We start from the raw sequence: 18,556 nt of genomic DNA, 5'->3' as shown, positions 1-18,556 counted from the left end.
TTTAGATAGATGATTTCTAACACCAGTTTCTTAACCTTGAATTAATAAGATAATTCATGTTCAATACCATATTACACATGTTATAATTCAACTATTAGTTTCAGAAAGGTTTGACCATATGAACAGAAGATCATTTTTGAAAAAATCCATTGGCAGTATACTGGCATTTTTGGGTTTAAGTGGTGGTACTTATTACTATGCACGCGAAATTGAACCGACTTTACTTGATATACAACAAGAAACACTAACCTCAGTTAAACTATCACCAGAATTCAACAATTTTAAGATTGTTCAGTTTTCTGATACACATATCGGATTTCATTATTCACTTCAGCAACTAGAAAAGTTAGTTCAAACCATTAATAATCAAAACCCTGACATTATCGTTTTTACTGGCGACTTGGTAGATGCACCAAATAACTATAATTGGAACACAACACTAATTCGAATTCTTGGTTCGCTCGAAGCAGAGTATGGGAAATATTGGATATACGGAAACCATGATCATGGTGGTTATGGAACGAATATAATGAGAAATGTAATGGATCAATCGGGGTTTAATCTTCTCCAAAATCAGCACACTACAATTGTTAAGGGTGAGGAATCCTTTGTATTGGCTGGAATTGACGATGTTATGCTAGGTAATCCCAACCTTGGAAAAACATTACAACAAGCTGACCCTTCCCTTTTCACTATTTTGCTTGCTCACGAACCCGATTTTGCACTTCAAACAATCAACTATGATGTTGATGTTCAATTATCCGGGCATAGCCATGGTGGTCAGATACGCTTACCTATTATTGGACACCTATATACCCCTATGTACGCACAAAAGTATGTTAAAGGTAAATATCAGCTAAATCATTTAACTCTGTATGTTACAAAAGGAATCGGAACAACTCGACTACCTTACCGCTTCCTGTGCAAACCTGATATTTATGTCTATACACTAAAGGTTAATTAGTTAAAGCTCAACAGCCTCCCTAAGGTGCGCGTAGTGTATTTCCGTAGCGGTAAGTTACGTCGCAGTTTATGGATTTTTTGCAACAACAACAGTCTTTTAAAAAACAGCCATTACAAATTTGAAAAGTGTAACACTTTATCCATAGTTTTATCCACACAATAGTGCTATGCTAATTACGATTTTATTACTACGGAGGTCAAAATTATGGGGACAAACTTAAAAGCTGCTTTTTCATTATTAATACTTGCACTTATACTTACTGCCTGTGGTGATAAATATAAGGGAGACTTTTCCTGGGAGGTAAATGATTTCTCATTTTCAGACCAGGATGGTGAAACAATAAGTAACAGTGATTTAGAAGGGAATTTTTGGGTGGCAGATTTCATTTTTACTAGTTGCGAAACGGTATGTCCCCCTATGACATCAAACATGGCTAGACTTCAGGAAAAATTGAAAGAAGCTGAACTCGATGAAGTTCAATTGGTTTCATTTAGTATTGATCCAGAACATGATACTAAAGAAAAATTAAAGGAATACGGCAAAGTTCGTGGAGCAACCTTCGACAATTGGCATTTCCTAACAGGATATGAGTTTGGAGCAATTAAAGAACTTTCAATTAAATCTTTCAAATCTGCAGTAGAAAAAGTTCCGGATACTGACCAGTTTATGCACGGGACTAGTTTTTTCCTCGTCTCACCAGAAGGAAACGTAATCAAACGATACTCAGGAACAAAAGCGGCAGATATGGAACAGATTGTAGAAGACATTAAAAAAATGAAGTAATTGTAACACATCAACTTCCGTAACGATGGCTGGAGTTTGGTCCAGCTATTTTTCTTTCTAATCACTTATTGTAAATGGACAAGCTTTGCGATAATATAGAATTGACACAATAATTTCACATAAAAAAGGAGGAACAACAATGAATCAAGAAAACTCTACTTCTATAACAGAACTTGCAAAAGCATTGTATACAATCAATCGACATGCAAAAACTGCTTCAGAACCAAAGCATTTGTATTTTATAAAAAAGGAAACTATCAAAAAGCTGTTATTCGAAAATCGAGCAAAAAAAATTGGACTACATTTCTCTGACCACCCAAAATTCAGTAATCAGCACTCTACATTACTCATAAAAGTTGAAGACTACTATTTTCATATACCTCCAGAAAAAAAAGACTTCAATCAGCTTGAACATTTAGGCACTCTGGATCAATCGTTTAGAAATCCTCAAGCAAAAATGTCTTTGTCGTCGGCCAAAAAAATTGTTTATAATTACATTGATTACAAAGATAAGCCTGACAAGAAGACGAAAAACAACAAAAGATACACTTCTTCTTACTTTACCCCTTCATCTTTAGGGAAAATGGAATGGCCACCTACCAAGCCTTACAGAAAGTTTGAAACTTAGAACACAATTACATACCTAACCAAGGTACAACAGCGATGCGTACTGTTCCAAGTTGTAAGAATTATAAACATCAAAATCGGTCAATTAACCGATTTTGATGTTTTATTTGTTATATGTAATGGTATTAGTGTATTAAAGGAGGAAATTGTTATGGTAGAATTAAAAGACTTTGTTTACGAGTTGCAACGTTATGCAGATCAAACACATGTGTTAAAGGATAAATTTGAAAAACTTTCGGAAGATGAAAAAGTAATGGTGTTAAGAAATGCACCTGAAAATCAGCCAACTCCTGAAGAACATTATAAACTAGTGTTTAAATGGTTAAGCAAAGTACAAGAAGCAGCTGGTGTCGTACAAAAAGAAGAACGTTAATAAACTAACCCCGCTTGTCTGCTGCGGGGTTATCATGTAAATGCGCTTTTAAATATATACTGAATAAGCCGAATAATCACTAGCACTGCCCCAAATATTGCCACACAGAATAGCGTTAATTTGATAAGACTTGTATAGTCTACCTCGAGTGTAAAGCCAAGTGAAGTGGCGCAAATCAAAACAATGAAGCTACATATCATATAGCTTAATATACGTTCTTGTTTCAACACTATAAACCAATGTACAAATGGTTTAACAATAAGGTAACAAACTAATGTGCATGTAATAATCAGTCCCATTAGTACATATGAGTTAAACTCGATTAACGAAGAAAACTGTACCAATTGGTTCATTTCTATTCACCGACCTTTTGTACTATTATCTCCATTATTCCATATCCATAAACTATTAAAATATGATAAACATTCAAAAATTACTTAACAGAATTCCCCTACTTAATTAAAGGAAGTTTGTTATACTAAGTGCATAAATATAGAGAGCAAGGGGGAAATAGCATTGAATAGAGCTTTTTTACTCATTATTGGAGGCGCAGCGCTTTGGGGCACCATAGGGTGGTACGTTAAGAATTTATATAGCTTTGGATTCTCACCTATGGAAGTGGTAACATTACGAGTCACAACCACTGCGATACTAATGCTAGTTTACATGTTGTTCAAATCTCCTAAGAAATTGAAACTTCACTCTCTTGGTGACATAAAATATTTTATAGGGACAGGTATTATTAGCATTATTTTTTTCAATTTTTGTTTATTTACAGCAATTGAATTGTCTACAATACCATTAGCAACTGCATTGTTATATACTGCCCCAGCTTTTGTAACAATCCTTTCTCTCATTCTTTTTAATGAACGGCTAACCAGAATAAAACTGATTTCCTTAATTATTACCTTGTTGGGAACTTGTCTCATCGTAGGTCTAATTCCTTTTAATCCAGCGGCATTTGAACTAGGCAGTGTTCTATTTGGACTTGGTTCTGGAATAGGATATGCACTCTACAGTATTTTTAGTAAATATGCGCTAAAAAAATATACTAGTTTAAGCATAACTACATACACTTTCGTCGTAGCAACCATAACATTATTGCCCTTTTTCCCCTACCAGGAAAAAATAGACTTGTTAACAAATCCCATAGTTTTGCTTTATGCTTTCGGATTAGGATTCTTGCCAACTGCGTTCGCATACATTATATATACATATGGTTTAAGTCTAACAGAGGCTTCCAATGCATCTATTCTCACGACTATTGAGCCCGTAGTTGCAACAGTTATTGGCATCTTTGTCTTTCACGAAAGCTTTTCTGGTATTCAAATGATTGGAATGGCATGTATTATTGGTGCTGTTATTTTGATTCAACTTTACACCAACCAAGGGAAAAACGAACTTTTGAAAACTTAGCTTATCGCAAAGTCTTATGGCGAAAGTCTTATTTGCACTTATGCAGAAAGAAATTTTTTTTATTTTCTTTACAGCAAATAAAAGCGGAGCGATATACTTTCTATCGCTCCGCTTTTATTAATCGACTTAATCATAAAAAGAAAAACGTCTTGGCTTCTTTTCCTCTTTTTTGCTTTGTTTGTTTTCAAGGCGCAATTCTATTTGAGATAATTCTTTTTCATCTGAAAGTAATTCCTCTTTGTATTGTCGAACAAGTTCTTCGAAATTTTGTGTTTTTGGTCGCATTTCTTTCACTCCTTCTATATATATATATCTATTATACCCTATTATAATAAAATATATCATAATTATTTGAACATTTTGTGAAGAAAAAATGACTATTTTTCATTTGTTAAATGTTTCAGTTCGAATTGTATGGGTTTTTAAATGCATTTGAAGGTTTCTCAGACTCTTTGAAGTTGTAATTTTAGTAAGGATCGAAGAGTTAAAATGGTAGAACGGTGGAGTGGGATTATCCTTGACAATTACCATCAGGATATCCCAGACTCTAATTAACCAGCCTACTTTAGTAGAGGTTTTGATTTTTTTTATTTTTAATTTTAGTTCGGTGGACGCTATCGTATAGATTTAACAATTTGTCAAGCTCTTGACTTATAATGATTGATTCTTGACTTGTAAACCCTTTTTTAAAGGCAACCTTGGTCATCTCATTTCGCAAAAATTCAATTCTTTCCAACAGCAGATTTATTGTACTCATCTCAATTAAGTGGTTACCCCCTTATATCATAGCTGATATAACTTTAGCATTTACGTAGTTGTTTGCCAAGCTGTGAATAAGTATTATTTGTGAAATCTTTCTTACTATTAAGCAAAAGACTATTATATTTTTTATAAAAATGATACCTTTAAGTAATAGGCAGGTGAATTAGTGTGTATTTTAAAAGAAATGAACCCTTTCGTTTCACTTTCGGTCAGCCTTTAGATGGAAAATTATATGATGCAACGAATAATACAGAAGTAAAAGTTTCCATTTTGGACGTAAGTAGGAATGGTGCGAAAGTTTATTGTGAAGATGACATACAATTGAAAAGCGATACTAAAGTCAGACTAACATACAAAATTGATGATACATCCTTTGATGCATTCGGTGCTGTGACCTGGACCAAGCCATCAAAAACATCCTATGAGATGGGCTTGCATCTAAACACTGATGATGACTATCATACAACCATGATTCAGTCCCTGAAAAAATTAAAGAGGTCAAACTTATAGATTTATTTGTCACTAACTCTTTTCAAACAGATAATGGAGTTAGATAATGAAAGGGTGTCAAAAAGTTGGCTAAGGATAAAAAAAGCAATGAATGGTTAGAGTGGGGAAAAGCAATTTTTATCGCAATATTGTTGGCGTTTTTCCTGCGCACGTTCGTGTTTGCAACATCTATAGTTGAAGGAGAAAGCATGGTTCCTACACTCGAAGATGGAGAACGTGTGATTTTCAACAAACTAATTTATCTTATCGATGAACCTGAACGTGGTGATGTAGTAATAGTCAAGCGACCAAATAAAAATTATGTAAAACGCGTTATCGGTTTACCTGGAGAAACTATAAAATTTCAAGATCATCAATTATATATTAATGGTGAAAAATATGAAGAAAAATTCACAAATGCAGAAGCATTAGAACATACAGGGAATTTTGGTCCTATTGAGGTGCCAGAGGAAAAGTATTTCGTTATGGGGGACAATCGGGCAATAAGTAAAGACTCTCGAAATGGGCTAGGCTTTATAAACTCAGACGATATTGTAGGAAGATCAGAACTTATCATTTATCCATTTGACGATTGGTCTATGATTAAATAAGTACAGGGTCAGACTTCAACAATGGTCTGGCCCTTCTGTTATCTATTTTTCATTATCTAAAACGCAGTATCCTATATTTAAAATTAAAATAGCGAAACATATTACACCTAATGCTACTCCCATTGAGTCGCGCACCTCCCAGTAACGATTATGTAAAGTTTTTATTCTACAAGAATAACTCTTTACCATCATACCAATTTCCCAACCCTAAATAAAGTAAAACTATGTTAAAATAGAAAAGAAAATTGGGTTGTCAGTTAGGAACGAAAAGTTTAGTCAAATATTACGGCAGTAAAGAAAATATAAAAACTTTCTTTCTGCATAAATGCAACTTAGGCTTTCGCCACAAGACTTTGCGATAAGCCAAGTTTTCTAATAGGTTGATTTTATAGCCTCTCCTAGTTTCATCTAAAGATACTACCTAATCGAAAGAGGTGACAGTTTTGTTTCACTGTCCTTATTGCGGAACAACAGTTAAGGAAGAAGAATCCTATTGTATAAAATGCGGCAAAAATTTGCCTGATGATATGCACATCCGTTTGTCAATTTCCAGAAGGTCTAAAAAAGTTTGGTTATTACCTATCGCAATTATTATTTTATTAGCACTATCTACTGGTGGATTTTATTTGTTTTTGGATCATCAAACAACAGATGCCAAAGAGTTTTATTTTAATGGTTTAAAATCTGCTCAAAAAGGAAATTACGAACAAGCTAGAAATGAATTTAAAAAAGCATATGAACAAAAAGAAAATTTCCCTCAGGCATTGAATGCAATTGAATTTACAGGTATAGCAATGAAAGTTCAAAATAAAATTGATGATGCAGCAAAGGAGCTAGCGAAACAAGAATACCAGGAAGCGCTTAATCTTATCAATGAAACAGAATCGGCCTTAAAAAATTATAATGGATCTGTAGTCAAAAAGTTAATCAATGAAATCGTTTTGACAAGAAACACTATTTTAATCGAACAAGTGAAGAACAAATTACAAACGGATCCTGAAATCAGTGAATTAAAACCTATACTTTGGGAAGTGGAATCCGTTAACAGCAGTGAAGCCGAAAAAATTGCAACTAACATCCGAAATCAAATTGTTGACTATACTTATTCAATGGCTAGTGAACAGTTAAAAGTACATCACTTTTCAGATGCTGAAGAATTAGTAAGTGAAGGGCTAATCTATGCTCCAGAATCTAAAAAACTAATAAGCCTTCAAACTGCTATTAATAGTGAAAGAGTTGCGTTTGAGACAGCTCAACAAAGAAGAATTGAATCAGCCATAACTACCGCTGAAATGGAAAGAAAGCAAAACAAAAATGAAGCAGTAGAACTGGTCAATGTTAAACTTATGAATAATGATCAAGGTAAGCTTGTTGTAGTAGGAAAAGTGAAAAGTGTTGCAACAATACCAATAAACACTGTACTTGTTGAGTACGATCTCTTAACAAAAAAGGGCAAAAAGTTTAAATCGAATGAAGTTTACGTGTATCCAGATACACTTTACCCAGATGAGATTGGTGAATTTGAATTTACTCACTTTGACATCGACAACAAAGCAGATGAATTAAAAGTAGATGTAACAAAGATAAAGTGGTATACGGAAAGTTAATGCAAAACAACATGGGGTGAGCCTTTTTGAAAAGTAATAAACATCTTCCAACCATCTTGACATTAATTATTATAATCGTTGGTGGGCTAAGTATTTTTGCAATGTACAACCAATGGTATTCAGTAGAAATTTCAGTAAGTAACTCTGGTATAAATAAAATAAATAATACACCCCAGACGTTAAACCTGAAATCGATTATTCATAAAGCTGAAAAAAATGTGGTTCAAATAGAAGCACAGAATGGAAATACGAACACAACTGGTTCGGGATTTCTTTATAATGAAAAGGGAGATATAATTACTAATGCTCACGTTGTGGAGAATGCTGATGTAATTCAAGTGCGAACATCAAATGCACGAACGTATCCAGCAGCAATTGTGGGTATTAGTAAAGACACAGATGTAGCTGTAATTCGAGTACCACAAATGGCGAATCAAACACCTATTGCTCTCGAGAAGAATCAAAAGGCGGATATAGGCGATGAGGTTATTGCCTTGGGTAGCCCACATGGTTTTCAAAATACTGTTACTTTGGGAATAATATCCGGCACACAGCGAAATTTTTCTGTAGATGGATATGACTATGATGATGTGTATCAAATTTCTGCACAGATTACACATGGTAACAGTGGTGGGCCACTTATAGATAGAGTAAGTGGCAAGGTTATTGGAATAAATTCAGTTGGTACAAAGGATGGAACAATTGGTTTTAGTATTCCTTTAACAAATGTTATTAATCAAGTTGAGGAATGGTCCAATACAGTTAAAACTGCTAATCTGGATTTTTCAGCAGAGATTATAGAAAACATCAATGAAGAGGCCTTTAAAGAAGAAGCGGAATACCTAATAAACTACTTCTTTGATAGTATTTTAATACGTGATTATATCAGTGCTTATACCATTCTGGGAAGTGAGATGCAAGGAAACACCTCCTACTCTGATTTCAGAGAACAATATGTCCATGTTGTAAACTTAAGCTATAAAAACGTTTCTACTGTTTTAACAAATAAAAACCAGATAGAAGCAACATTTAAAGTGGCTTACGGAATAAAACAACAGAATAAGGCTGCAGTTTCAGATAAGTCTGCTGAATACAAATTTACTGTTGGATATGAAAACGATCAATTGAAAATATTAGATATATCTAAATAATACAAAAGAAGCAACCCACTCTACCGGTTGCTTCTATTTTGTATATCGTAAATAGGTGTTTTTTCCATTTCTTTTGGCATCGTACAATGCTTGATCTGCTTTAAGCATAATTTTGTCCAGATCAGAATCATCTGTAGGATATACGCTTATGCCAATACTTAATGTATTGAAAAATGTATTATCGCCAATTATAATGGGAGACTTCATACACTCCGAATATGTTGAGCAATAGTTGTGGCCTCATCTTCATCTGTTAAACATCTAAGCAATAGTGCAAATTCATCTCCACCAATTCTAGCAATTGTATCTTTATTTGAAACTATAGACTGTAACCTTTCCCCCACCTTCACTAAAAACCTGTCCCCTACATCATGACCATGTAAATCATTAATTGATTTAAAACCGTCACCGTCAATAGAACAAACTGCCATTACTTTTGATGAACTTTTATCAATGATACTCTTTTCCAAAGAAAGTTTATTAATAAACTCTCTCCTGTTCGGTAGCCCAGTCAGGTAATCAGTATAGGCTAATTTTTTCAAGCTGTCTTCTGCTCTTACCCAGTTTGAAATATCTCTTGATGCTGTTACAATTTCACGAATAGTCCCATCATCGTTTTTAACTGGCTTAATGTTTGTTTCTAGCCACAAAACATTTCCTGAATTTGATAAAACTCTAAATTCTAACAAAAGGGATTCCTTTGTTTTCTTAACCCAGTCAAGTTTCTTTCCTAATCCTTTTCTATCATTCTCATGAACAAAATCAAATATCCGACAAGATTCAATGAATCGTATCCAAGCATGTGAAAATGTGGTGGTGAGGCATATTTGATTATTCAATTTTGATCAATGATATTTACTGAATCTCGCGTATTTTCAGTTATTAATTGGTATCGATCTTGTGTTGCAGTTAACTTACGTTTAATTTCTATTTTATCCGTTATGTTATGGACAATTACAGCGAATGCCACATATTCTTCCTGCTCATTGGGAATTGGTGTAAAACTAAATGGTCGTATACAAAACCTGTTTATTTTTATTAGACAACTCCAAAGTCAAATCTTGAATTTTCTCACCTTGTTCAAGTAACGTTATATATATATTTAATTTTTTGTTCAGATGAGGTTGAAATTCAGATAAATTTGTTTCACTTAACTCTGCTTTAGTATAGCCAAATAAACGAATAAATGATTCATTCGTGAGCAGAAATTTTCCATTGAAATCAATTAATGCAACACCGTTATCAGTTGTATCCATATATGCTGAAAACAAACGATTTAGGTATTTGGTATCGTCAGATTTTTCAGAAAGCTGATTTACATTAACTGTAACCCCCAACACATGTGAGATTATTTTTTTGAATCAACGATTGGTATCAACTGTGTACCTGCCTCATAATGCCCATTTGAAAGGATAAAACGATCTTTATAGCTAACGATTTTACCTGTCTGAATAACTGTTAGATAACGTTCATATATATATATATTGCGCCTGTCCACTCATGTTGCTTTGTCTAATAGTTCTACCGATATCCCGACTGGTTAATTGAGCTAAGACCATTCCCTGTTTATTCATATATTCATAAACAAAAGAATATGAATCGGTCTCTTTTACAACTTTCATTAAAAAAACGCAATCAGTAACAACTTCAGAAAAACGCTTAATTCCGTCGATTGCTGTTTCTTTAAAACTGCTCACCTGTTGAAACATTAAAATTCTCCTATCATATAATGAAATGGACGTGGTAATTCGTTATATTCCTTTGATTTCTTACTGCATCTGAAAAAAGGAAGTTAACTGCGCTGGAGGCAACGGTTTACTATAGTAAAAACCCTGAACTTCATCACATTTTTCATTTTCTAAAAACGAAAGCTGCTCAATTGTTTCAACACCCTCTGCTATAACTTTCATATTTAGTGAATGCGACATGTGAATAATTGATTTTACAATTGCCTTGTTCTGTATTTGATTTTCATCCATAAACATTTTATCGATTTTAAGTTTTGTAACAGGAAACATACTTAAATACTTGAGTGACGAATACCCTGTACCAAAATCATCAATTGAAACCAAAACCCCTAATTCCCGTAATTGGTTCATCGTACTGATGATATAATCTTCATTACTCATTGCCATACTTTCAGTTATTTTGAGTTCTAAATAGCATGGATTTAGTCCGTTTTTTTTGAGAGCATTTTCAACATCTTCGACTAATCCTGTTTGATGAAACTGTCTAGCAGATAGATTCACACTTACAACAACTGGTTCATATCCTTTATCCTGCCATGCTTTATTTTGCCTGCATGCCTCGTTGAGTACCCATTTTCCAATATCGATAATAAGGCCTGTCTTTTCCGCAAGCGATATAAATTCATCAGGTGGGATGTTACCCTTTACAGGATGGTTCCAGCGCAACAAGGCTTCAAGGCCAACAATTTTATTTGTTACTAAGTTCTTCTGTGGCTGGTAATGGATCTCAAAATGTCCAGATTCCATAGCTTTTCTAAGTTCTCTTTCCATTGTTAACATATTTTTGAAATTTTCTGATATAGAAGGATCAAATACATTGTAATTATTGCGATGGCGCTCCTTAATTACATACATTGCCGAGTCAGCATGTTTTATTAAATCGTTAGCGTTTGATCCATTTTCAGGATAAACACTTATGCCTATGCTCACCGTAATGAATAACTCATATCCGTTAATGTCGATAGGCTTTTCAAACTCTTCAATTAACAGTTTTGCCAATTCGATTGCACCGGCAGTGTTTTTAGTCTTTTTTTGGAGAATTAAAAATTCATCCCCACTCATTCGAGCAATAAAAGTGTCAGTTTGTAAAAAAGATTTTAATTTTTCCCCACAAGCTTTTAGCAATTTGTCTCCAAATGCATACCCAAAAGTGTCATTAACTTCCTTGAAGTAATCTAAATCAATAAAGTATACAGCAAGCATTTCATTTGCTTCTTTAGCGTCTGTAACTGCTTGTTTTAGTACACTAACAAAAAAGTTTCGATTTGGTAAGTCGGTTAATTCGTCATAAAAAGCCATGAATTCAATTCGGCGTTCAATTTCAATACGCTCTGTTATGTCTTTTGCAATCGCCACACGGATAATTTCACCCGAGTTATTATAGGGTTGTTCAATTATTTCCAAATGAAACGTAGTTCCGTCTTTTTTAATACCTGTATAAACCTCTGATTCTATTGCTCTTTTTATGCCGTAACCGCTATATGCCTTTACTAATTCTGCAAGGCACATATTGGTTATTGTTGCTTTCTCATAACCAAACATTTCTGCAAAAGTATGGTCACAATCCAGCACAATTTTATCGTTATACATTACCATACCTTCAATACTTGCATGTGATAACTGATTGATATATGTTTTGACTTCTTCTGTTTTGTCCTGTATGGATAAGTCGCTGACTATTAAGCAATACAAAGAGTTGTCGATACGAATCGACTTTACTTCAATTAATTTCCCATCTCCGTTGTTTAGTTCCATCAACAAATGCTTTTCCGTAGCGTCTATTAGTAAATTAAAATCAATGTAATGAAAAATGGATAAATCGTCTCCATTTTTTACATTAAGTAATGTTAAAGCAGCATTATTTCCTTTTATAATATCCCCCTGTTCACTTACAAACAGGATTGCATCTTTTAAATGCAAAAAAACGCCATCATGGATTGGAAAATCAATATTCTCTTTTGTCATGCCATTCTCCCCCAAAATCTTTCGTCACATTATCCGATAATCATTTTTTCTTTAGGATAATGAAACTTTCCGCTTGATTTATTATTTTTAAACATGAATAAAAATGTAATAATTCCTACTCGTCCAATGAACATTAACATCATCAATATAATTTTACTGAGTGTAGTTAGTTCACTAGTGATTCCAAGTGACAGACCAACAGTTCCAAAAGCCGATGTTACTTCAAATAATATTTTAGACAAAGGGTAAGGCTCCATAATAGAAATAACGAGAATAGAGCTAAACACAAAGACTATAGCCATTAAGGATACAGTAACAGCTTTCAGCAAATCTTCCTGGTATACTTCTCGTTTAAATATACGAATGCTTGCACCGCCACGAGCGTATGTAATGATAAAAATTAATACTAATGCAAATGTGGTAGTACGAATCCCACCCCCAGCACTACTTGGCGAGGCACCAATAAACATTAGGAAAGACATGAATAAATGGTTTTGTTCGGTCAATAGACTAACATCCATCGTAGACAATCCTCCACTTCTTGTAGTAACAGATTGAAACAAGGAATAAAATAATACCTCATGCCATGACTTATTCGCAAAAAAGTTCCCTGCGTCTAAAAGAGCAATAAAGATCGTACCGACTACAATAAGTGAAAAAAAGGTAAAAGTGGTTACTTTAGTGAATAACGAAACGTAAACTTCTGCGAACATCTTCTTTTGCAAACATATATTCTTTAACTTCAATTAATACAGGAAATCCAATAGCTCCAAAAATGATTAATAACATATTAATAAATTGTACAAAATAATCATCTTTAAACATGAGTAATGAACTGCCAGTAATGTCAAATCCAGCATTTGTAGTCGCACTAATTGAACCAAAAAAACCATTTAGGTAGGCCTCTCCAATAGTAGGGAAATATTGAATGTAATAAGTTCCTAAAATTATAAACCCTATAAATTCAATTGTTAGAATGACAAGCATAATCTGTTTAATAAGCTTTACCATACCCGCAAACGATGTCTGATTTTGATCAGTCATTATCAAACGACGTTCTTTTAATCCAATTTTCTTTCCAAGAATTATCCAAATAAACGTACCCATTGCCATTATGCCTACTGCACCAAATTGGAGAATGAATGCTAACATAAAATAACCGATTGTATTATATGATTCAGCAATACTTATTGGGGTTAAGCCTGTAACACTAATAGCACTTACAGCTGTAAACAGTATATCAATCAGTGATAGATTTACCCCTTCTTCATGCCCAAAAGGCAATGATAAAATAACTGTGGCCACGAGAACAGCAACACAGTAAAACAGCAATATTAATTGTACTGGTGATAACTTTTTAATCCATTTTTCATTAAAAAAATCAAAAAACATAAATTGTCTCCTTAATACCTTCAACTATATATCGGTTATTCATGTTAAAACTTAAACTTCATTGTAACAGGCAGATAGCACTATGCTAGTTACCTCGATTGATTTCGAACGATTTATACATCGTCTTATACATAATATTTAATATTTAAGGGACAATTTTACAATTTTAAAATACACTGTCTAATCTTCCTCAATTAATTCTTTAAACTTTTTGTATAAAGATTCACCTTGATAGCCATCTTCAATTAGTTTTTTTAACATATCTTTTACAATACCTTTGCGTTGATCAACTATGGTTCCTATAAAGATTACATTTATCCCTTCACCAATATCATTGATTGATACAATAGATGTAATGAACGTAGCCGGAGTATTCGTTTCTTTCGTGATTTTCGCTTGAAGCATTACAGTATCTCTTTTTTGTTGTATATTGTGAAAAAGATCTTGATTTTCTTTCTCCATATACGCTTCAATTACCCATTGGTTTTGTTCGTCTTCCCTATTGATAATTAATCCGTCAATTAATGGAATTTCACGTTGGAAAATTTCATCGCCTTTATTTTCAACAAATTCTAAGGAGTATAATTTAAATGTTTTCATTACCCAAACCTCCTTGTTTACTAATCTTCATTTCTTTATTTATTATAACAATAATTTATCTAATTTAAATTAAATTTGTGTAAATCCAAGAGTCAGTTTACTTACTATTTTTTTTAAAAGTTTCCTGCCCTTCTATTTCTTCCAACCATAAAACATCAACTCTGTCACCCTTAGTATACCCCCTTGTTCCACCTGGCAACACCATCAAACAGTTTGTAAAGGCTAAAGATGTTACTACATTAGATTTATCTATACCGGCTAAGCGAACAAAAACTCGTCCATCCTCAATAAAAGTAATTCCACGTACAAACCGCGTAAAAGGATTGGGTTTCGGAAAGTCTACAGCCAGAACTGCTTGCGATCTTTTCAAAAATGGTGCCTTATTTAGCATAAAATGCTGCAGCGCTGGTCTTGCAAACAACTCAAAACCGACGTAACAGGCTGAAGGGTTCCCAGATAAACCAAAAAGAAGTTTGCCCCCCACGGTCGCTACAGTAGTAACACTTCCAGGTCTCATAGCCACTTTATTAAACAAGACCCTTGCATTTAATCTATTATATATTTCTGGCATAAGATCGTAATCTCCAACTGAAACTCCCCCGGTTGTAATTAAAAAGTCCACTTTTTCCAGATTATCTTTTATTGCTTCAAAACTCGTTTCAAGTTCATCTACTAATTTCCCAAAATAAAGAGCTTCCCCACCAACTCGTTTGATTTGAGACATAATCATATATGCGTTGGAGTTACGGATCTTGCCTGGTTCTAATTCATCGTGAACATCAAGCAATTCTGTTCCAGTAGCAAATATTCCAATAACTGGTTTTTTTATAACATTAACATGATGATAACCAAAAGTAGCCAAAAGCGCCTTAACCCCCGGATTGATAGCTGTCCCTTTTCCTACCAATTCAATTCCTTCTTCAATTTCCGATCCTCTTCTAATCACATTTTGATCAGGTTGCATTTTGCGTTTAAGTGTCACATAGTTCTTATTTTCTCGCTCGCTCTCCTTACAAATTTCAAACATCGCGACACAATCAGCACCTTCTGGAATCTGGGCGCCAGTCATTATTCGAGTTGCTTGCTTACTGGTAAGATTTTTTGTTGGAACTTGACCTGCCCCAATATGTTCAACAACCTCAAAGTCAACAGGATAATTGGTTGATGCTTGATCGGTATCTTTAGAATTAAAGGCAAATCCGTCATATGGAGATTTATCAAATGGCGGAACTGAATGCTTTGTAATAATCGGTTCTGCAAGCCTTCTATTATCACATGTCTCAATGCTAACTGTTTCAATTTCTCCTAATTTACTGAATTCCATTACTTTCTCTAATGCTTCGTTTACAGGGATAGGCTTTCGCATTTCAACCATACTTCATAAAACCTCCTTATATTTATCTATTAAAACTAGTTTAACAAATAATTTTAATAAATAATATTTATATTGACCATACACACGTTTGACCATCTCATAAAAGGGTATTGTTTACTAACAAATCGCTATAATAAGAAAAGGAAGTGTTGGTGTGAATGAACGCAGAGATGTTGAAGTAGAACACCGTGAAAAAAAATCCGATTCAAGCAAAGTTGGTGTAGCTGTAATTAAATATGTAACTTATTTAATTATCTTCTTCGGGTTATTATGGTTCTTAATCAGCTATGTATTTCCAATGTTTTAAGTATAAGAGGTGATTAAATGCTGTGGCTTTATACTATTGTGGCAATCGTAATTCTAACCGTGCTATTAGTTGCCTATATTGTTTCAAATAAGAGAAAAAAACCTAACGAAAATTCATCTCTTTCCGTTGAGGAAAAAGAAGTACTGCAGAAAGATTACATCTCACATGGCAGTCATAATGACGAGGATGATAACAAGAAATTATAAGTTTTAAAAAACATCGCACTTAGTAGCGATGTTTTTTTTAGCAGGCAAGAAAGTATAAAATCTTTCTTACTGCATATGTGCAACTAAGGCTTTCGCCATTAAGGCTTAGCGATAAGCCAAGTTTTCTAATAATCGTTACCTTTAATCTTGTCGGAATTGATGTATAATTATTATATTCTAGTTATTTCTAATATAGGGGAGCATTTTATGAAAAAATATCTTTACTTAATCGTACTGTTGTTTCTTGCTGCATGTCAAAGCGAGGATCAGGTAATTGTTAAAAAAGAAACCAATCAACAAAATATAAACGATAACCCTGAGTTAGTTGAAAAATCAACTTCAGATGAAGAAGTGGATGAAATGATTGAATTTATCCTCCCAGAAGAAAAAGTAATGATTAATTTAGGAATGGTACCAATTCTAGATTCTTATTTAAGTGCCTCACAAGATCGTAAGAAATCTGTTGAATCAATGGTATTAACCCCAATTCACATTGATAATAGTCATCTGTACCTTCTGGAATTCTCTTGTATCGTTAATTCTTGCTCTTATTTACTACTCGATAAAAGTGAAGAAAACCAAGCACATCTCGTAGCAGATTTAGCCAACCTAAAAGGAATTAAAACTTCTCCTGACAATACAAAGCTATTACTTTGGTTTGATCGTAAATCTTCTTCGCCTGTGCCTTTAAGCAACATCGTCGGAATTGACACCACTGATTGGAAGCTATTAACCTATACTACACCAGGTGAAAGAAAAATACTGAACTACAATTTGCCAATCCTGAGCGCACAATGGAACGACAATGACACTATCTCTATTTCTATTCCGAGTATAGATGATACCTCACCATCTATACTTTCAAAATGGAAAGCAGCGGGAAAACCTACAACAGAGACCACACTAACCTTAAACTAAATTTAGAAAACTTTGCTTAGGTTGACTTATCGCAAGAAGTTCGATGCGCGGCACTAGACAATCAGTGTTTGATACAGGTGAAAAGTACTCATTTAAATTCATTTAAAAAAAGCCCATATAGTCCAATCAATAAAAAACTACACATAAAAATGCGTAGTTTTTTATCTATAATTATCTATTTCCATTTTAAGTACTTATCTACTTCGTATCATGAATATACTTCAAAAATGAATTTAAATGTATATCAAACTTATGTATTAAGAGCTTAAATAAAATCATGAATCTTTTAAATATAAAATAACCTATAACAACACCTGAAAAGTTGAAAATTATATCATTAACATCTACTAATCTGAATGTATAACCAATAAATAAAAATATGATTAACTGTAAAGTTTCCAGAAAAAAACCAACCAATATGCCTGAAATAACAATTCTTTTAAAATTAGTTTTTATTATAAACGGCAATCCAAAACCAAAAGGTATAGTTAATAAAACATTTAGTAAAGAGGTCTTAATAGCAAAATGGTCAGGATTAAATGGAATTAAATTACCTTGCCTCAATATCGTTTGACCCATTTCTTCTCTCATATTTTGATCCATAATAATGGGGAATTGTGTATAGCTTAAAAGAGAACAGAGATAAATATAGAAAATTGTAAAAAAGACTAAATACATAATTGGCTTTTTTAACTTTTTTTTTAAAAACATAAGTATAATTAGCCATAATAATATAGCCATAATAAGAATAGGCCCTTCAAAATCTATTAACATATTAAAATCCTTTCTTAATTAATAGATCAGTTAGAAATGTCTAGGATAAAGACATTCCTAACTATAAGTTTAATCTGTAAGTTCTCCACTACCTTGTATATTATGACCATCATCTTCTACCTTGTAAATAAGTAAATAATACTTACTACTTGAAGACTCTAGACCAGAATAAGAACCAGAAAAGTTTGTACTATATCCTCTAGGTGTTCCCCCATCAACAGTACCGAAAGTAGGATCAAAACCCCATTCATCTTTATACAATGTATATTTCACATTATTTGGACCCACAGCGCCTTCAGCACTGCTACTTATATACATACTTCCATCAATATGAGCAGTTCCACTCTGCAACGAATGAAATTCTCCATTATCTTTTCCATTTACTACTCTATAATTCAGAGAAAAGTCATAATAATTTGTAGCTGCTAATGCTGGTAGAGACATAGACATAATTAATATAACTGCTATCCCTATAGAGAAAATATTAG

24 protein-coding genes and 1 pseudogene are annotated in these 18,556 nt (G+C 33.4%); 12 read left to right on the top strand and 13 right to left on the bottom strand.

Going from position 1 to position 18,556, the window contains the following annotated elements:
* The first annotated feature begins 118 nt into the window (after nt 1–118).
* The 5 genes from ACOI1D_RS17270 to ACOI1D_RS17250 all read left to right on the top strand — a co-directional run bounded on the left by ACOI1D_RS17270 (nt 119) and on the right by ACOI1D_RS17250 (nt 4,163).
* Nucleotides 119–964, top strand: coding sequence for a metallophosphoesterase (locus ACOI1D_RS17270; protein WP_422502969.1), 846 nt, complete (start codon nt 119–121; stop codon nt 962–964).
* A gap of 204 nt (nt 965–1,168) precedes the next feature.
* Entirely contained in the window at nt 1,169–1,747 is a 579-nt protein-coding gene (locus ACOI1D_RS17265) for an SCO family protein (RefSeq protein WP_422502967.1), read from the top strand.
* A 139-nt stretch (nt 1,748–1,886) separates the two neighbouring features.
* Entirely contained in the window at nt 1,887–2,375 is a 489-nt protein-coding gene (locus ACOI1D_RS17260) for a YkyB family protein (protein ID WP_422502965.1), read from the top strand.
* A 150-nt stretch (nt 2,376–2,525) separates the two neighbouring features.
* A complete protein-coding gene (locus tag ACOI1D_RS17255) occupies nt 2,526–2,747 on the top strand; it encodes a hypothetical protein (RefSeq protein ID WP_422502963.1) in 222 nt (73 codons plus the stop codon).
* Nucleotides 2,748–3,263: 516 nt separating this feature from the next.
* Complete coding sequence (locus ACOI1D_RS17250; protein ID WP_422502961.1) at nt 3,264–4,163, top strand: DMT family transporter; 900 nt, start codon at nt 3,264–3,266, stop codon at nt 4,161–4,163.
* Between the two features lie 126 nt (nt 4,164–4,289).
* Here the strand turns inward: ACOI1D_RS17250 and ACOI1D_RS17245 are convergent, their stop codons facing one another.
* The gene (locus tag ACOI1D_RS17245; RefSeq protein ID WP_422502959.1) at nt 4,290–4,448 is read right to left on the bottom strand and encodes an FbpB family small basic protein; all 159 of its coding nucleotides are present in this window, start codon (nt 4,446–4,448) and stop codon (nt 4,290–4,292) included.
* A gap of 280 nt (nt 4,449–4,728) precedes the next feature.
* The gene (locus ACOI1D_RS17240) at nt 4,729–4,920 is read right to left on the bottom strand and encodes a Spo0E family sporulation regulatory protein-aspartic acid phosphatase (protein WP_422502958.1); all 192 of its coding nucleotides are present in this window, start codon (nt 4,918–4,920) and stop codon (nt 4,729–4,731) included.
* Nucleotides 4,921–5,093: 173 nt separating this feature from the next.
* On the opposite strand from ACOI1D_RS17240, the gene ACOI1D_RS17235 reads away from it, so the two are divergent.
* The 4 genes from ACOI1D_RS17235 (at nt 5,094) to ACOI1D_RS17220 (ending at nt 8,783) form a co-directional block, all read left to right on the top strand.
* The gene (locus ACOI1D_RS17235; protein WP_422502957.1) at nt 5,094–5,435 is read left to right on the top strand and encodes a PilZ domain-containing protein; all 342 of its coding nucleotides are present in this window, start codon (nt 5,094–5,096) and stop codon (nt 5,433–5,435) included.
* Nucleotides 5,436–5,500: 65 nt separating this feature from the next.
* Entirely contained in the window at nt 5,501–6,025 is a 525-nt protein-coding gene (gene lepB / locus ACOI1D_RS17230; RefSeq protein ID WP_422502956.1) for a signal peptidase I, read from the top strand.
* 434 nt (nt 6,026–6,459) lie between these two features.
* Nucleotides 6,460–7,632 (top strand): zinc ribbon domain-containing protein, encoded by a 1,173-nt coding sequence (locus ACOI1D_RS17225; protein ID WP_422502954.1) that lies wholly within the window; start codon nt 6,460–6,462, stop codon nt 7,630–7,632.
* A 26-nt stretch (nt 7,633–7,658) separates the two neighbouring features.
* Complete coding sequence (locus tag ACOI1D_RS17220) at nt 7,659–8,783, top strand: S1C family serine protease (protein ID WP_422502952.1); 1,125 nt, start codon at nt 7,659–7,661, stop codon at nt 8,781–8,783.
* A 33-nt stretch (nt 8,784–8,816) separates the two neighbouring features.
* Here the strand turns inward: ACOI1D_RS17220 and ACOI1D_RS17215 are convergent, their stop codons facing one another.
* The 9 genes and pseudogenes from ACOI1D_RS17215 to glp form a co-directional block, all read right to left on the bottom strand.
* Nucleotides 8,817–8,990 carry a diguanylate cyclase domain-containing protein gene (locus ACOI1D_RS17215; RefSeq protein WP_422502950.1) on the bottom strand — a complete coding sequence of 58 codons (174 nt, stop codon included), beginning with the start codon at nt 8,988–8,990 and terminating at the stop codon, nt 8,817–8,819.
* Complete coding sequence (locus ACOI1D_RS17210) at nt 8,987–9,622, bottom strand: diguanylate cyclase domain-containing protein (RefSeq protein WP_422502948.1); 636 nt, start codon at nt 9,620–9,622, stop codon at nt 8,987–8,989. The genes ACOI1D_RS17215 and ACOI1D_RS17210 overlap by 4 nt, the downstream gene beginning before the upstream one ends.
* A complete protein-coding gene (locus ACOI1D_RS17205; protein ID WP_422502946.1) occupies nt 9,619–9,753 on the bottom strand; it encodes a hypothetical protein in 135 nt (44 codons plus the stop codon). Before ACOI1D_RS17205 ends, ACOI1D_RS17210 begins: the two co-directional genes overlap by 4 nt.
* 34 nt (nt 9,754–9,787) lie before the next feature.
* Nucleotides 9,788–10,120: a PAS domain S-box protein gene (locus ACOI1D_RS17200; protein ID WP_422502944.1), complete on the bottom strand. Its 333-nt coding sequence runs from the start codon at nt 10,118–10,120 to the stop codon at nt 9,788–9,790.
* Between the two features lie 132 nt (nt 10,121–10,252).
* Entirely contained in the window at nt 10,253–10,492 is a 240-nt protein-coding gene (locus ACOI1D_RS17195; protein WP_422502942.1) for a hypothetical protein, read from the bottom strand.
* 60 nt (nt 10,493–10,552) lie between these two features.
* Nucleotides 10,553–12,496 carry an EAL domain-containing protein gene (locus tag ACOI1D_RS17190; RefSeq protein ID WP_422502940.1) on the bottom strand — a complete coding sequence of 648 codons (1,944 nt, stop codon included), beginning with the start codon at nt 12,494–12,496 and terminating at the stop codon, nt 10,553–10,555.
* 29 nt (nt 12,497–12,525) lie between these two features.
* A pseudogene (locus ACOI1D_RS17185) lies at nt 12,526–13,888 on the bottom strand (TrkH family potassium uptake protein).
* 180 nt (nt 13,889–14,068) lie between these two features.
* Nucleotides 14,069–14,488 (bottom strand): YwpF-like family protein, encoded by a 420-nt coding sequence (locus ACOI1D_RS17180; RefSeq protein ID WP_422502938.1) that lies wholly within the window; start codon nt 14,486–14,488, stop codon nt 14,069–14,071.
* A 97-nt stretch (nt 14,489–14,585) separates the two neighbouring features.
* The gene (glp, locus tag ACOI1D_RS17175) at nt 14,586–15,863 is read right to left on the bottom strand and encodes a gephyrin-like molybdotransferase Glp (RefSeq protein ID WP_422502936.1); all 1,278 of its coding nucleotides are present in this window, start codon (nt 15,861–15,863) and stop codon (nt 14,586–14,588) included.
* A gap of 154 nt (nt 15,864–16,017) precedes the next feature.
* Here glp and ACOI1D_RS17170 point away from each other — a divergent pair, with 154 nt between their 5' ends.
* The 3 genes from ACOI1D_RS17170 (at nt 16,018) to ACOI1D_RS17160 (ending at nt 17,294) form a co-directional block, all read left to right on the top strand.
* On the top strand, nt 16,018–16,170 hold the full coding sequence (locus tag ACOI1D_RS17170) for a hypothetical protein (protein ID WP_422502935.1): 153 nt from the start codon (nt 16,018–16,020) through the stop codon (nt 16,168–16,170).
* Between the two features lie 17 nt (nt 16,171–16,187).
* Nucleotides 16,188–16,376: a hypothetical protein gene (locus ACOI1D_RS17165; protein ID WP_422502933.1), complete on the top strand. Its 189-nt coding sequence runs from the start codon at nt 16,188–16,190 to the stop codon at nt 16,374–16,376.
* Between the two features lie 207 nt (nt 16,377–16,583).
* Nucleotides 16,584–17,294, top strand: coding sequence for a hypothetical protein (locus ACOI1D_RS17160; protein WP_422502931.1), 711 nt, complete (start codon nt 16,584–16,586; stop codon nt 17,292–17,294).
* A gap of 198 nt (nt 17,295–17,492) precedes the next feature.
* Here ACOI1D_RS17160 and ACOI1D_RS17155 read toward each other — a convergent pair whose 3' ends face one another.
* Both ACOI1D_RS17155 and ACOI1D_RS17150 read right to left on the bottom strand, forming a co-directional pair.
* Nucleotides 17,493–18,068, bottom strand: a complete 576-nt coding sequence (locus ACOI1D_RS17155) for a VanZ family protein (protein WP_422502929.1) — start codon at nt 18,066–18,068, stop codon at nt 17,493–17,495.
* 69 nt (nt 18,069–18,137) lie between these two features.
* On the bottom strand, nt 18,138–18,556 hold a 419-nt coding region (locus ACOI1D_RS17150; protein ID WP_422502927.1), incomplete at its 5' end, for a hypothetical protein.

The organism is Virgibacillus sp. DJP39 (assembly GCF_049310925.1).
GTDB lineage: Bacteria > Bacillota > Bacilli > Bacillales > Amphibacillaceae > Virgibacillus_F.
Note: the sequence above shows the minus strand (reverse complement) of the source record. Positions and strands in the feature narration are given on the sequence as shown.

Bases quoted from the DNA above. Each gene is read 5' to 3' on its own strand.
- ACOI1D_RS17270 (WP_422502969.1), top strand. From the start codon at position 119: ATGAACAGAAGATCATTTTTGAAAAAATCCATTGGCAGTATACTGGCA.
- ACOI1D_RS17180 (WP_422502938.1), bottom strand. From the start codon at position 14,488: ATGAAAACATTTAAATTATACTCCTTAGAATTTGTTGAAAATAAAGGC.
- ACOI1D_RS17245 (WP_422502959.1), bottom strand. From the start codon at position 4,448: ATGCGACCAAAAACACAAAATTTCGAAGAACTTGTTCGACAATACAAA.
- ACOI1D_RS17190 (WP_422502940.1), bottom strand. From the start codon at position 12,496: ATGACAAAAGAGAATATTGATTTTCCAATCCATGATGGCGTTTTTTTG.
- ACOI1D_RS17215 (WP_422502950.1), bottom strand. From the start codon at position 8,990: ATGAAGTCTCCCATTATAATTGGCGATAATACATTTTTCAATACATTA.
- ACOI1D_RS17260 (WP_422502965.1), top strand. From the start codon at position 1,887: ATGAATCAAGAAAACTCTACTTCTATAACAGAACTTGCAAAAGCATTG.
- ACOI1D_RS17240 (WP_422502958.1), bottom strand. From the start codon at position 4,920: ATGAGTACAATAAATCTGCTGTTGGAAAGAATTGAATTTTTGCGAAAT.
- ACOI1D_RS17165 (WP_422502933.1), top strand. From the start codon at position 16,188: ATGCTGTGGCTTTATACTATTGTGGCAATCGTAATTCTAACCGTGCTA.
- ACOI1D_RS17255 (WP_422502963.1), top strand. From the start codon at position 2,526: ATGGTAGAATTAAAAGACTTTGTTTACGAGTTGCAACGTTATGCAGAT.
- glp (WP_422502936.1), bottom strand. From the start codon at position 15,863: ATGGTTGAAATGCGAAAGCCTATCCCTGTAAACGAAGCATTAGAGAAA.
- ACOI1D_RS17160 (WP_422502931.1), top strand. From the start codon at position 16,584: ATGAAAAAATATCTTTACTTAATCGTACTGTTGTTTCTTGCTGCATGT.
- ACOI1D_RS17155 (WP_422502929.1), bottom strand. From the start codon at position 18,068: ATGTTAATAGATTTTGAAGGGCCTATTCTTATTATGGCTATATTATTA.
- ACOI1D_RS17265 (WP_422502967.1), top strand. From the start codon at position 1,169: ATGGGGACAAACTTAAAAGCTGCTTTTTCATTATTAATACTTGCACTT.
- ACOI1D_RS17195 (WP_422502942.1), bottom strand. From the start codon at position 10,492: ATGTTTCAACAGGTGAGCAGTTTTAAAGAAACAGCAATCGACGGAATT.